This is a genomic window from Nocardia sp. CA-145437, assembly GCF_050956485.1.
Classification (GTDB): domain Bacteria; phylum Actinomycetota; class Actinomycetes; order Mycobacteriales; family Mycobacteriaceae; genus Nocardia.
Window position 1 is genome coordinate 1254055 of sequence record NZ_CP191204.1, and the last position, 12815, is coordinate 1266869.

Genomic DNA, 12815 nt, shown 5'->3' on the forward strand with positions numbered 1-12815 from the left:
GGGTTGGGCTGGACCGAAGTTCGCGTCTACTGGGCCGAGAGGCTGCTCAGCAGATTGCTGATGATGCTGCCCAGCGGCGTCAGCGTCGAGCTGCCGGTGCTGGTCTGCGGCAGGCAGGTGGTGCCCTGCGGCGCGGTCTGCACGACGGTGACCGACACCGGTCCGAGCGCGGTCGCCGCGACGTGCGCCTCGGTGATGTAGAGGCTCCAGGTGCCGGTGGCGGTCCCCGAGGCCGGGATCGACTGCGACGGCGTCCACTGGAAGGTCAGGTCCTGCCCGGAGACCGAGGCCTGCGCGGCCGACCACCAGGTGACATTGGTGCTGGTGTTGGTGGCCTGCAGCACGAAGTTGTTGTCCCCGTACTGGCTCGCCATGGTGGCGGCGTCGGCGGCGGGCAGCGTGACGGTGTAGGTGGTGTCGGCGCAGTAGGCCGTCGAGGTGGTGATGGCGATCTGGGCCGAGGCGGCGGGGGCCATCGCGATGGTGACGGCGGCGGCGGCCGCGGCCCCCGCGATTCCGGCGCCCGATCGAGCGAGAACCGACTTCTTCATAAGGACTGTGTCTCCCGAGTTGTCGAAAACCCCTGTGTCGAGGGGGCTTCGGGACACTAACCCGCCTGGTGAAATGTAAATACTTCACACAGCATGGAATCTGCTGTGAATCGCTGTGGACGAATCAGCGGTTGCCCGGATGACGCGCGGGATCGCGGCACGTCGAAAACTCTTCAATAGCTGGAGAATTGCTCCGGGAAACGGTTCGCCCTCGATGTGCGGCAGGGGGGTTCGCCAGAGTTTTTCTTTCCCGCTTCCTCAGGTGAAGCACGGATTCGAGGGCTGTTCGGGCCGGGATGCTGGGGGCACTATGGAGCCATGTCCGGAGTCGAAATCAACGACACCTTCGTGCGGCGGACACTGGCCGACGGGCGGGTGGAAGAGGTCGCGTGGACGGAGCTGGCGGAAGTGCGCATCATCACCGCGGCGGACGGGCCGTTCGCCGGGGACGTGTTCTTCGTGCTCATCGGGGCGACCGGAAAGGGATGCGTGGTGCCCTACTCGGCCGCCGACACCGTGTTCCTGACGAAGCTGCAGTCATTGCCGGGGTTCGACGACGCGAAGGTGGGGGAGGCGATGGTGGGCAGCGCCGACCGGCACTTCCGGGTCTGGCAGCGCCGGCACCACCGCGCCAACTAGCGAATCAGGCCACCAGGTCGGCGTATTCGGGGTGCTCGCCGATGTACTTCTCCACATACCAGCAGGTGGGGATGACCGAGAAGCCCTCGGTGCGGGCGTCCCGCAACGCGTACTCCACCACTTGCGCGGCCACGCCGCGGCCCCGGAACTCGGGAAAGGTCATGGTGTGCTGGATATCGCGGACCTTGACGTCGCCGTCGACCCGCTCCGCGTAGTCGGCGTAGCCCGCGAGAGTGCCGTCGAGGTAGATCTCGTAGCGGGTCGCGTCGGCATTGTGTTCCAGCTTGGTGCTCATGACCTGTGTGAACTCCTCTGTGATGCTGATTGTTCCTGAGGGGGTTCACATCACCGCACCCGGATTGAGTATCCCGTTCGGATCCAGCGCATTCTTGATCCGGCGAGTGAGCCCCATCACGTCGGGGCCGAGCTGGTCGGGCAGCCACGGCTTCTTCAGGCGGCCGACACCGTGTTCGCCGGTGATGGTGCCGCCCAGGGCGATGGCCAGATCCATGATCTCGCCGAATGCCAGATGTGCTCGTTCGGATTCTTCCGGGTCCGCCGGGTCGTGCACGATCAACGGATGGGTGTTGCCGTCGCCCGCGTGCGCGATGACGGAGATCAAAACCTGGCGGTTTGCCGCGATCTCCGCGATCCCGTTCACCAGATCCCCCAGCCGGGGCAGCGGCACCCCGACATCCTCGAGCAGCAGCGGCCCCTTGCGCTCCACGGCGGGGATGGCGAATCGCCGTGCCGCGCAGAAGGCTTCGCCCTCCTCCTGATCGTCGGTGCGGAAAGCCTCTGTGGCCCCGGCCTTCTCGCACGCCGCCAGCATGAGGTCGGCCTCGTGCCCGGCGTGTTCGCCCGGGGCGTCGGAGCGCGCCACCAGCAGTCCGGCCGCCTGCCGGTCGAGCCCCATCCGCAGCTCGTCCTCGACGGCGTTGATGGCCACCGAATCCATGAATTCCAGCATGGACGGCCGCAATTGGCCGGTGATGGCCAGGATGGCGTCGGTGGCGGCGGTGAGCGTCGGGAAGCTCGCCACCACCGTGGACTGCGGCGGTTGCGCGGGCAGCAGCCGCAGGGTCAGTTCGGTGATGATGCCGAGCGTCCCCTCGCTGCCCACGAACAGTTTGGTCAGCGACAGGCCCGCGGAGTCCTTGAGCCGCGGCCCGCCCAGTCGCACCGCGGTGCCGTCGGCCAGCACCACCTCCATGCCGAGCACGTAATCGGTTGTGACCCCGTACTTCACGCAACACAGCCCGCCCGCGTTGGTGGCCGCGTTGCCGCCGATCGAGCAGATCTCGAAGGAGGAGGGGTCCGGCGGATACCAGAGCCCCTTCTCGGCGACGGCCCGCTTCACCTCGGCGTTGAGCAGCCCCGGCTGCACCACCGCGGTGCGCGTCACGGTGTCGACGCTGATCGCGCGCATCTTCTCGGTGCTCAGCAGCAGCGCCCCGTTCTGGGCGGTGGCCCCGCCGGAGAGCCCGGTGCCGGCCCCGCGCGGCACGATCGGCACCCGGTGTTCGGCCGCCCACCGCACGGTGGCCGCGACCTGCCCGGTGGTGAGCGGCCGCACCAGCGCGAGCGCGGTCCCGGCGTCCGGGTCCAGCGCCCGGTCCTGCCGATAACCACCCAGGACATCCGGATCGGTCACCACCATGCCCGCGGGCAGTAGCGCCCGGAGGCCGTCGATATCGGAGATTTGGCCCGTCACGGTTCCGAACCTACGCGGTCGGGCGGGCACCGGGGCGGAACCGGACATTCCCGCGCAGTACACTGCCGCGGTGTCCGATGCCAAGCTCGAAATCCACATGCTGCACGACCGCGTCATGGTCAAACTCAGCCCCGAGGCGGGCGAGCGGCGCAGCAGCGGCGGCATCCTCATTCCCGCCACCGCCCAGGTCGCCAAGCGCCTGTCCTGGGGTGAGGTGTGCGGCGTCGGTTCGCACGTGCGCGCGGTGAGCGTGGGCGATCAGGTGCTGTTCAGCGCCGATGACCAGTTCGAGGTGGAGATCCAGGGGCAGGCGTATTACGTACTGCGCGAACGCGATCTGCACGCCGTCGCCAACACCCACCCCGAACACGGCACCGGCCTGTACCTGTAGCTCAGGCCGTCTTCACGATGCCACCGTCGATGACGTAATCCGCGCCGTTGATGATCGCGGCCCGCTCCGAGGTCAGGAACGTCACGAGCGCGGCGATCTCGTCGGCCTCGGCGATCCGGCCCGACGCGATGGCGAACTGTGTCGGGATAGCCGCCAGGAAGTCCTCCTGCGTCACGCCGTTCGCCGCGGCGAGCCGGGCCCCGAGATGGTCGGGCCCACGCCAGATGTCGGTGCCGACCGGGCCCGGTGACACGGTGTTCACGCGCACGCCCCGCGGGCCGAACTCCTCGCTGAGCCGCTTGCCGAAATTGGTGAGTGCTGCCTTGGCCTCGCTGTAGCCGGCGGGACCGGATGCCGGCATCCGCGCGTTGATCGAGGACACGGTGACGATCGCGCCCCGGCGCTCGATCAGGCTGGGCAGCGCCGCGCGGGTGGTGGTGACCACGCCGAACAGGTTGAGGTCGAACAGTTTTCGCCACTGCTCGTCCGGGATGTCGAGGAAGCCGCCCAGGGCCAGTTTGTCGGCGTCGCCGCCGCCGACATTGTTGACCAGGATGTCGAGGCCGCCGAGCTCCTCCAATGCCGCCGTGACCGCGGCGAGTGCGCCCTCAGTGGTGCTGAGATCGGCGGAAATGGTTGCCGCCGCGACTTTTTCGAGCTCGGGAGAGATGGTGCGAGCCACGCCCACCACGCGCACGCCTTCGTCGGCCAGCGCTTCGGCCACCGCGAGTCCGATGCCCCGGCTGGCGCCGGTGACGAGTGCGGTCTTGCCGTTCAGTCCGAGATCCATGATCCGTACCTTTCTTGAACTGTGGGTCAAAAACTGGGGTAAAAGAAAAGGCCGCACGGGTGCGGCCCGGAGTCAGAGGGTGGACAGGGCGGTGTCGATGATCCGGTACAGCGTCTCCGCGTCCGAGACCTTCGTGGTGATGCGGAGTCCGCCAACGGTATTCATCAGGAACTCGCTGTACGCGCGGGCGTCGATCTCGGCCCGGACGTCGCCGTCACGCTGCCCCTGCTCGATGCGTGCGATGAACGCCTCGACCATGTGCTCGACCGCGGCGGTCACCGCGGTGGTCGCCTCGGTGTCGTGCCCGCCGAGTTCCATGGCGGTATTGGCCACCAGGCAGCCCCGTCGTACCGGCCGCGCCAGATCGCTGTCCACGACCAGCCGCATCCACGCCCGCAATCGTTCCTTGGTGGTGCCGGGCTGGTTCAGCACGTCGTTGGCGAGTTCCGTGCCCATTCGGTCGTAGCGGGCCATGCACAGGTCGAACAGTTCCCGCTTGCTCCCGAAGGCGTTGTAGAGACTGCCTTTCGCGACTCCGGTAGCGTCGGCGAGCTGTGCGGGTGAGGTGTTGGCGTACCCATGGGTCCAGAACGCGTCCATGGCGCGGTCCACCACCGTGTCCGCGTCGAAGTTGCGTGGCCTGCCCATGTGATCGAACCTAGCCGTTTTGAACCTGGAGGTCAATAACTATGGGACTCAAGCTGCTCGTCCGGGGCGCGCTCATCCTGGCCGGGCTGGTGCTGATCTCGACCGGTCTGTACGTGCTCATGAACTCCCGCACCTATCAGGTGGCGGGCCGCCTGGTCGCCCGCGTCGACACCACCGACAAGGTCGTCGCCCTCACCCTCGACGACGGCCCCACCGACCGCACCCCCGCGATCCTGCGGGCCCTGGCCGACGCGGGCATCCCCGCCACCTTCTATCTCATCGGCAGCGAACTGGCCGACCATCCGGACCAGGGCCGCGCCATCGCCGATTCCGGCCACGAGATCGGCAACCACACCTACCACCACGAACGCATGATCTTCGTGACCCCCGGTTTCGTCCGCGACGAGGTCGAGCGCACCGACGCCGAGATCGCGAAAACCGGCTACCGGGGCCCGATCACCTTCCGCCCGCCCAACGGTAAGAAGCTGATCGCTCTCCCGTGGTACCTGTCCAAGCACAACCGCACCACCGTCACCTGGGACGTCGAACCCGACTCCGGCAAGACCCCCACCACCGACGAGATCGTCACCGAAACCCTCGCGAACGTCCGTCCCGGCGCGATCATCCTGCTGCACACCATGTATCCCGCCGGCGACCCCTCCCTCGCCGCCATCCCACGCATCGCCGAGGCGCTCCGGGAGCAGGGCTACCGCTTCGTCACCGTCTCCCAGCTGATCGACAAGCCGTGAAACGCCGACGGCCCGCATCCCTTTCGGGATGCGGGCCGTCGCGGTGGAGTCGCGGTTACAGCGCCTTCAGTTCCTCGGTGACCGCACCGACGGACTTCTTGGCGTCGCCGAACAGCATGGAGGTGTGGTCGGCGTAGAACAGCGGGTTGTCGATGCCGGCGAAGCCGGAGTTCATCGAGCGCTTGAGCACGATGACCGACTTGGCCTGGTCGACGTTGAGCACCGGCATGCCGTAGATCGGGGACGTGGAGTCCTCGCGGGCGGCCGGGTTGGTGACGTCGTTGGCGCCGATGACCAGGGCGACATCGGTGCGGCTGAATTCGCCGTTGATGTCGTCCATTTCCTTCATGGCGTCGTAGGAGACCTCGGCCTCGGCCAGCAGCACGTTCATGTGGCCGGGCATACGACCGGCGACCGGGTGGATGGCGTATTTGACCTCGACGCCCTTGGCCTCGAGCAGGGCCGCCATCTCCTTGACCGCGTGCTGGGCCTGGGCGACGGCCATGCCGTAACCCGGGACCACGATGACCTGGTTGGCGTAGGCCATCTGGATCGCGGCGTCGGCCGCGGAAGTGGCCTTGGCCTGCTTCTGCTCGCCGCTGCCGCCCGCGCCCGGAGCCGTTCCGCCGCCACCGAATCCACCGGCGACGATCGCGGGGATGGACCGGTTCATGGCCTTGGCCATCAGGTTGGTCAGGATGGTGCCGGACGCGCCGACGATCATGCCCGCCACGATCATGGCGGTGTTGTTCAGCGCCAGACCCGCGGCCGCGGCCGACAGACCGGTGAGGGCGTTGAGCAGCGAGATGACGACCGGCATGTCCGCGCCGCCGATGGGCAGCACGACCATCAGGCCCAGGATGCCGGCGAGCACCAGCACCGCGATCATCCAGTACTGCGGCACACCGTCATTGGTGGCGCCGATGCCGATGACCACGGCCGCGGCGATCGCACCGGCGAGCAGCAGCAGGTTCAGCGGCTGCTGCAGGCGGCCGACGGTGATCGGGCGGCCCGACAGCAGTTCCTGCAGCTTCGCGAACGCGATGCAGGAGCCCCAGAACGAGACCGAGCCGATGATGGCCGCGAACAGCGAGGCGATCACGATGTGAACCGACGGCTGCTCGTGCACCTGGGAGAAGCCCTTGGTGTCGAGGAACTCGGCCCACGCGATGAGCGCGACCGTGCCACCGCCGACGCCGTTGAACGCGGCCACCAGCTGCGGCATCGCGGTCATCTTGGTGAACTTGGCGGGCGGCACGCCCAGGCCGATGCCGACCACCAGACCGGCGACGATCAGGATCCAGTTGTTGGTGTGCCGGATGGAGATGAGCGTCGCGACGACCGCGATGCCCATGCCGACCGCGGCGATCCAGTTGCCGCGCACCGCGGTCTTGGGGCCGGTGAGGCCCATCAGACCGTAGATGAACAGCGCGAACGCGGCGATGTAGAGAACGTTGACCAGATTGTCCATGACTTAGTGGCCCGCCTTCGCAGTCTCATCGCTTCGCTTCGCTTCGCCCGCAGCAGGCTTCTTCGCCTTGAACATGCCCAGCATGCGGTCGGTCACGACGAAACCGCCGATGACGTTCAGGGTTCCGAACACGACGGCGACGAACAGGATGATCTGCATCAGGACCGAGGGGTGCTCGATCTTGCCGAAGACCACCAGCGCGCCGAGCACCACGATGCCGTGAATGGCGTTGGTGCCCGACATCAGCGGGGTGTGCAGGGTGTTGGGCACCTTGGAGATCACGGCGAAACCGACGAACCCGGACAGCACCAGGATCGCGATGTTCGCCAACAATTCGGTGTACATCAGGCTTCCACCTTCTGAGCGCTCTGCTCGCTTCGCTCGCGCGTGACGCAGGAATCCGCCAGCACCTGATCCTCGAAGTCGGGTGCCAGGGCACCGTCTTTGAGCATGAGTTCGAGCAGGGCGGCGATGTTCTTGGAGTACAGCTCGCTGGCGTGCTCCGGCATGGTGGCCGGCAGGTTCAGCGGCGAGGCGATGGTGACGCCGTGGCGCACAACGGTTTTGCCGGGTTCGGTCAACTCGCAGTTACCGCCGGTCTCGCCGGCCAGGTCCACGATCACGCTGCCGGGCTTCATGCCCTCGACGGCGGCGGCGGTGACCAGGCGCGGGGCCGGGCGGCCGGGCACCAGCGCGGTGGTGATGACCACGTCGAAGCCCTTGATGGCGTTCTCGAGGGCCTGCTGCTGCTGAGCCTTCTCGTCGTCGGTGAGCTCGCGGGCGTACCCGCCCTCACCGGCGGCGTCGATGCCGAGGTCGAGCCACTGCGCGCCGACCGAGCGCACCTGGTCGGCGACCTCGGGGCGAACGTCGTAACCGGTGGTGCGGCCACCGAGGCGCTTGGCCGTGGCCAGCGCCTGCAGACCGGCGACACCGACACCGAGGACCAGCACGGTGGCCGGCTTCACGGTGCCCGCGGCGGTGGTCAGCATGGGGAAGAATCGGGTGGATTCCGACGCGGCGAGCAGCACGGCCTTGTAGCCGGCGACATTCGCCTGGGAGGACAGCGCGTCCATGACCTGGGCGCGGGAGATGCGCGGAATCGCTTCCACGGCAAAGGCCTGCACGCCCGCGGCCTTCAGCGCACCGATCTTGGTGTCGGCGTTGCGGGGCGCCAGGAACCCGATGAGGGTCTGGCCCGGCGCGAGCTTGCCGATCTCGCCGTCATTGGGCGGCGCGACCTTCACGACGACGTCGGCGCTGTACGGATCGCCCAGCGTCGCACCGGCTTCGGTGTACGCCTCGTCCGGAATCAACGCGCCCAGACCGGCACCGGCCTCGACGATCACCTCGACACCCTGCTTCAGCAGGGCCGGAATGATCTTCGGCACCAATGCGACGCGTCGTTCGTCCGGGTTCGTCTCGCGAACCACTCCGACGCGCGCACCGCGGGGCGCAGCGGTCTGTGCGCTCTGCGTTGTGTCCACTTGTCAAACTTCCTTCTCGTGGTGAGCCCAGGCCACCTGTCGGTTCCAAGCCGTGTCACCGGTTGAACGGTGGTCCGAACTTACTGTGCAGTAAGTTCGTGAGAATTCTCGCAACTGTACCTGGTTCGCGGTGAGCGTAGCGGAGATGCCCATCACATGGTGTGGCGAGAAAACCGGACAACTCCATGCTCGGCCGGGGTTCTCCCGGCTTCGAACATGATCGAATCCCTGATGCTACTGGCCGGTAGCTCTCGGTCCGGTTGTGCCCGTGTCGGGGTCGAGTAGGGGGTGTACCGCATCACCTGTACGCCGTAATGTCTGCATGGTGAGTGGCTGCATCTTCTGCCGGATCGTCGCGGGCGACGCACCCGCGACCAAGATCTTCGAGGACGACCATCTGGTCGCCTTCCTCGACGTCCGGCCGATCACCCGGGGGCACACCCTGGTGATCCCCAAGCGGCACGCGACCGATCTCGACGAGCTCGACCCGGAGATGGGCGCCCGCCTGTTCGGCTTCGGCCACCGCCTCGCCAAGTCCATGCGCCGGGCGGGCCTCACCGCCGACGGCGCGAACCTGCTCATCAATGACGGCAAGGCCGCCTTCCAGACCGTTCATCACGTGCACCTGCACGTGATTCCCCGCCATCACGGCGACACCCTGCGCTTCGCGAAGGGCTTCGTGCTGCGCCGCCCGCACGACACCGAGCGCACCGCCGCGGCACTGCGAGCCGGACTGGACCGGCTCGCCGACGAGGAGAGGGAGACCACCGCATGACCGACACGGTGCCGGACCGCGCCGAGATCACCGCCCTTTTATCCGACCAGTGGGACGCCCTCACCCGGCTGGTGGACGGGCTGGACGAAAACCGGTGGCGCACGTCATCGCCGCTGCCGGGCTGGACGGTCTTCGACGTGATCGCCCACGTGGTCGGCACCGAATCGCTGCTGCAGGGCGAGCCGACCCCCGACACCGAGGTGTCCGGCGAGCACATCCGCAACGACATCGGCGCGCTCAACGAGAAGTGGATCGAATCCCTGCGCCCGCTCGCCGGGACGCAACTGCTGGAGCGTTTCCTCGACGTCACCGGCCGCCGCCTGAAGGCCCTCGAGCAGACCACCCCGGAGGCGTGGGCCGAGCTCGTGCCGACCCCGGTGGGCATGGCCCCCTACGGCCGGTTCATGCGCATCCGCCTGTTCGACTGCTGGATGCACGAGCACGACATCGCCGATGCCCTCGGCGTCTCCGTCGATGAGGGCGGGGCGCGCGGGGCCCAGGCCTACGCCGAACTGCTGACCGCTCTCGGCCGGGCCGCGGTCAAGGGCGCGGGCGCGCCGGACGGTTCGCGCATCACCTTCGAGCTGACCGGTCCGGTGCCGCAGACCCTGCACGTGGCGGTCGACGGCGGCCGGGCGAACCTGGTCGAGGCGCTCGATGGTCCGGCCACCACGGTCGTCACCCTGGACTCGCGGCTGTTCGCCCGGCTGCGCGGCGGCCGCACCACCGCCGACGCGCACGTGGGGGAGATCACCCTCGCCGGTGACACGGACCTCGGCAACCGCCTGGTCCGCAGCCTCGCCTTCACCATCTGACCCGTGCGACTGTTCCTGTCCAGCTACCGCTTCGGCGCGCACCAGCGGCGGTTGCTCGAACTGACGGGTGCGCCCGGCCCGGTGGCCGTCATCGCCAATGCCTGTGACGCCTGGCCCTCGGCCTGGCAGAGCGCGGTCGCGAGCGATCTGGTCCCGCTGCGCCGCGTGGGTTTCCAGCCCGAGGTCCTGGACCTGCGCGACTACCTCGGCCGCCCGGACGAGGTGGAGCGACGGCTGCGCGAGTTCCCGGCGGTGTGGGTGCGCGGCGGCAACACCTTCGTGCTGCGCGCCCAATTCGCCCGCAGCGGAGCCGATCTCGCCCTGAGGAAACTGCTCGCCGAGGATGCCCTGGTGTACGCGGGTTACAGCGCGGGAGCCTGCGTGATGACCCCCGACTTCCACGGCATCGAGGCCATCGACGACCCGGACGAGGTGCGCACCGCCTGCGGTGTCGAGCCGCGCTGGGACGGTCTCGGCCTGGTCGACCGCCGCATCGTCCCGCACCTGGATTCCCCGACCGACCCGCAGGGCCTGTCCCGGAAACTGGTGCGCGACTACGTCTCCGAAGGAATTCCGCACTGGGCGCTCACCGACGACCACGTGGTCGTCGTCGACGGTGAGAGCACCACGGTCCTGACCTAGGACATGGAAAAAGCCCGCGCACACCGAGGAGGGCGCAGGCTTTCCGGGATGTCTCGGGATCGGGTTTCAGGGCGAAGCCGGCCGGGAGGCGGAGGCCCGAGTGACGAGAGCTGTCAATTCCCCTTGTGGCGCAGGCCGTGTCCCAGCGCGACCGCCGCCGCGCCGAAGGCGCCGACGGCCAGGGTCGCGAAGCTCGCGACGTACGCGCCCTCGGTCGGCACGGCGTGCGCGCCCAGCTTCAGCACGTGGGCGGTCAGGATAGAGCCGGTGATCGCGCCCGCGATCGAGCCGCCCGCGGTCCGCACCAGTGAGTTGATGCCCGACGCGATCCCGCTCTCGCTCATCGGCACGTGCTGCACGGCGAGGGTGCCCAGCGCCGCGTAGCCGATGCCGAAGCCGATGCCCTGCAGCGCGTTCGCGATGACCATGTCGTAGCCGTGGCCGTGCGAGAAGGCCAGCCAGCCCATCGACAGCCCGGCGAAGGTCGCGCCGATGGCGAGGGTGTAGGCGGGTCCGATCTTGGCGGAGATGCGGCCGGTGTTGAAGGAGAAGAAGGTCATCAGCGCAGCGCTCGGGATGCCGTAGAGGCCGACCGACAGCACGGTCCCGGACAGGCCGTAGCCGACTTTGTCCGCGGGTGTCTGAATGAAGTTGGAGACCAGCGAGAACGCGCCGAACATGGAAAAGCCGAGTAGCGCGGAGGCCACGTTCGCCGACAGCGACTGCGGGCCGACGAGCAGCTGCAGGCGCACCAGCGGCTGTTCGACCTTCAGCTCCACGAACACCCAGACGGCGGTGAGCACCGCGGCGGCCGCGAACATGCCGATGACCGAGGTGGAGCCCCAGCCCCAGCGCGGGCCCTCGCTGATGCCGAGCAGCAGGCAGATCAGCAGCGCGGCCAGCAGGGCCGCGCCGATGAAGTCGGGCTTGCCGCCGTGGCGAACGCCATTGTTCTTGGCGCTCACCTGGATCAGCACGGTGGCGACCACGCCCAGACCCGCGGTCAGCCAGAAGACCGGGTGCGGGTCGGTGGTGTGGTCGGCGATGACACCGGTGGCCAGCAGGCCGATGGTGCCGCCGACGCCCATGGTGCCGGACACGACTCCGATTGCGCGGACCAGCCTTTCGCGCGGGAACGTGTCGCGGATGATGCCGATGGCGAGCGGGATCATGGCCGACGAGATGCCTTGCAGCGCCCGGCCGATGATGTAGACGGGCAGCGTGGTGGCGAAGGCGCACACGACCGAGCCGACGATGAGCACGCCCATGGTGACCATGACCATCGGCTTCTTGCCGTACATGTCGCCGAAGCGGGAGAGCAGCGGCGTGGCGACCGCGCCGGAGAGCAGCGCGGCGGTGAACAGCCAGGTGACCCCGGCGACATCGGTGTGCAACTGCACGATGAAGCGCGGCAGCAGCGGAATCACGACGGTCTGCTGCAAGGACACGACCAGACCGGCCGCTGACAACGCGAGCAGGGTGAGGCCGAGGTGGGCCTTCGAAGGTTCGACGGGTTTCGACACGTCGACCTGACCGACAGCGGTCGTAGTCATGAAATGGTCCTTTGGTTTACTTACCAAAATTAAGTAAATGGGTTTCGTAAGATAACCACATGCCGCGATCGGAAGCCATTCCCGCCATCGAAGTTGACGCAGCTCACATCGTCGAACTGGAACGCGCGCTGGCCCGTGTCGCCTACCTGCTGACCCGGGTCCGCCGCCACGACAAAGCCATGGTGCAGTGCGGCCTGACCATGGACCGGGCCAGCGTCCCGCTGCTGCGCCTGCTCGCCGACGCCCCCGAACCCATGCGGCTGGGCGAGCTCGCCACCCGCCTGGACGTGGAGGCCCCGCACGTGAGCCGCCAGATCCAGCGCCTGGAGAAGGCCGGGTATGTGGAACGCGTCCAGGACCCGGACGACCGTCGCGCCCAGCGGGTCGGACCCACCGCGTCGGGTCGCCAGGCCGTGGAGGCCGTGCGCGAGGTGATGCGCGGCTGGATGGCCGAGGCGCTCGCCGACTGGAGTCCCGAGGACCTGAAGGCCGTCGCCGTCCTCAATCACCGCATGGTGGACGCCTTCCTCGACCATGCCGAGGTGATCGGCGATCTGGGCGCCACCGCGCGCGAGCGCCCCTCGACCTGA

The 12815-nt window shown here is 68.1% G+C and carries 16 protein-coding genes; 7 read left to right on the forward strand and 9 right to left on the reverse strand.

Translation table 11 applies throughout. From position 1 onward, the window contains the following. Positions 1 to 26 precede the first annotated feature (26 nt). Positions 27 to 551: a hypothetical protein gene (locus tag ACQPYY_RS05505; RefSeq protein WP_433592957.1), complete on the reverse strand. Its 525-nt coding sequence runs from the start codon at positions 549 to 551 to the stop codon at positions 27 to 29. Between the two features lie 318 nt (positions 552 to 869). Between ACQPYY_RS05505 and ACQPYY_RS05510 the strand changes: the two genes are divergently transcribed. After that, complete coding sequence (locus tag ACQPYY_RS05510) at positions 870 to 1190, forward strand: hypothetical protein (RefSeq protein WP_357097672.1); 321 nt, start codon at positions 870 to 872, stop codon at positions 1188 to 1190. A 4-nt stretch (positions 1191 to 1194) separates the two neighbouring features. Here the strand turns inward: ACQPYY_RS05510 and ACQPYY_RS05515 are convergent, their stop codons facing one another. Both ACQPYY_RS05515 and ACQPYY_RS05520 read right to left on the reverse strand, forming a co-directional pair. Then, complete coding sequence (locus ACQPYY_RS05515; protein ID WP_379105541.1) at positions 1195 to 1485, reverse strand: GNAT family N-acetyltransferase; 291 nt, start codon at positions 1483 to 1485, stop codon at positions 1195 to 1197. Positions 1486 to 1530: 45 nt separating this feature from the next. After that, the gene (locus tag ACQPYY_RS05520) at positions 1531 to 2850 is read right to left on the reverse strand and encodes an FAD-binding oxidoreductase (protein ID WP_433594573.1); all 1320 of its coding nucleotides are present in this window, start codon (positions 2848 to 2850) and stop codon (positions 1531 to 1533) included. A gap of 124 nt (positions 2851 to 2974) precedes the next feature. On the opposite strand from ACQPYY_RS05520, the gene ACQPYY_RS05525 reads away from it, so the two are divergent. Further along, positions 2975 to 3295, forward strand: a complete 321-nt coding sequence (locus ACQPYY_RS05525; protein WP_379105543.1) for a GroES family chaperonin — start codon at positions 2975 to 2977, stop codon at positions 3293 to 3295. A gap of 1 nt (position 3296) precedes the next feature. Here ACQPYY_RS05525 and ACQPYY_RS05530 read toward each other — a convergent pair whose 3' ends face one another. After that, a complete protein-coding gene (locus tag ACQPYY_RS05530; protein WP_379105545.1) occupies positions 3297 to 4085 on the reverse strand; it encodes an oxidoreductase in 789 nt (262 codons plus the stop codon). A 72-nt stretch (positions 4086 to 4157) separates the two neighbouring features. Further along, a complete protein-coding gene (locus ACQPYY_RS05535) occupies positions 4158 to 4733 on the reverse strand; it encodes a TetR/AcrR family transcriptional regulator (protein ID WP_379105547.1) in 576 nt (191 codons plus the stop codon). A gap of 41 nt (positions 4734 to 4774) precedes the next feature. Here ACQPYY_RS05535 and ACQPYY_RS05540 point away from each other — a divergent pair, with 41 nt between their 5' ends. Continuing rightward, positions 4775 to 5482 carry a polysaccharide deacetylase family protein gene (locus ACQPYY_RS05540; RefSeq protein ID WP_433592958.1) on the forward strand — a complete coding sequence of 236 codons (708 nt, stop codon included), beginning with the start codon at positions 4775 to 4777 and terminating at the stop codon, positions 5480 to 5482. Positions 5483 to 5537: 55 nt separating this feature from the next. On the opposite strand, the gene ACQPYY_RS05545 is transcribed toward ACQPYY_RS05540, so the two are convergent. Genes ACQPYY_RS05545 through ACQPYY_RS05555 form a run of 3 tightly spaced genes read right to left on the reverse strand, consistent with a single transcriptional unit; the run spans position 5538 to position 8440 of the window. Then, a complete protein-coding gene (locus ACQPYY_RS05545; RefSeq protein ID WP_379105551.1) occupies positions 5538 to 6953 on the reverse strand; it encodes an NAD(P)(+) transhydrogenase (Re/Si-specific) subunit beta in 1416 nt (471 codons plus the stop codon). Positions 6954 to 6956: 3 nt separating this feature from the next. Further along, on the reverse strand, positions 6957 to 7298 hold the full coding sequence (locus ACQPYY_RS05550; RefSeq protein WP_379105553.1) for an NAD(P) transhydrogenase subunit alpha: 342 nt from the start codon (positions 7296 to 7298) through the stop codon (positions 6957 to 6959). Continuing rightward, positions 7298 to 8440: a Re/Si-specific NAD(P)(+) transhydrogenase subunit alpha gene (locus tag ACQPYY_RS05555; RefSeq protein ID WP_433592959.1), complete on the reverse strand. Its 1143-nt coding sequence runs from the start codon at positions 8438 to 8440 to the stop codon at positions 7298 to 7300. The genes ACQPYY_RS05550 and ACQPYY_RS05555 overlap by 1 nt, the downstream gene beginning before the upstream one ends. Positions 8441 to 8765: 325 nt before the next feature. Between ACQPYY_RS05555 and ACQPYY_RS05560 the strand changes: the two genes are divergently transcribed. Genes ACQPYY_RS05560 through ACQPYY_RS05570 form a run of 3 tightly spaced genes read left to right on the forward strand, consistent with a single transcriptional unit; the run spans position 8766 to position 10672 of the window. Continuing rightward, complete coding sequence (locus ACQPYY_RS05560) at positions 8766 to 9215, forward strand: HIT family protein (protein ID WP_357282123.1); 450 nt, start codon at positions 8766 to 8768, stop codon at positions 9213 to 9215. Further along, a complete protein-coding gene (locus ACQPYY_RS05565) occupies positions 9212 to 10030 on the forward strand; it encodes a maleylpyruvate isomerase family mycothiol-dependent enzyme (RefSeq protein ID WP_433592960.1) in 819 nt (272 codons plus the stop codon). The genes ACQPYY_RS05560 and ACQPYY_RS05565 overlap by 4 nt, the downstream gene beginning before the upstream one ends. Positions 10031 to 10033: 3 nt before the next feature. Continuing rightward, complete coding sequence (locus tag ACQPYY_RS05570; RefSeq protein ID WP_379105560.1) at positions 10034 to 10672, forward strand: Type 1 glutamine amidotransferase-like domain-containing protein; 639 nt, start codon at positions 10034 to 10036, stop codon at positions 10670 to 10672. A gap of 113 nt (positions 10673 to 10785) precedes the next feature. Here the strand turns inward: ACQPYY_RS05570 and ACQPYY_RS05575 are convergent, their stop codons facing one another. Then, positions 10786 to 12225, reverse strand: a complete 1440-nt coding sequence (locus ACQPYY_RS05575) for an MFS transporter (RefSeq protein WP_379105562.1) — start codon at positions 12223 to 12225, stop codon at positions 10786 to 10788. Positions 12226 to 12284: 59 nt separating this feature from the next. Here ACQPYY_RS05575 and ACQPYY_RS05580 point away from each other — a divergent pair, with 59 nt between their 5' ends. Then, the gene (locus tag ACQPYY_RS05580; protein WP_433592961.1) at positions 12285 to 12815 is read left to right on the forward strand and encodes a MarR family winged helix-turn-helix transcriptional regulator; all 531 of its coding nucleotides are present in this window, start codon (positions 12285 to 12287) and stop codon (positions 12813 to 12815) included.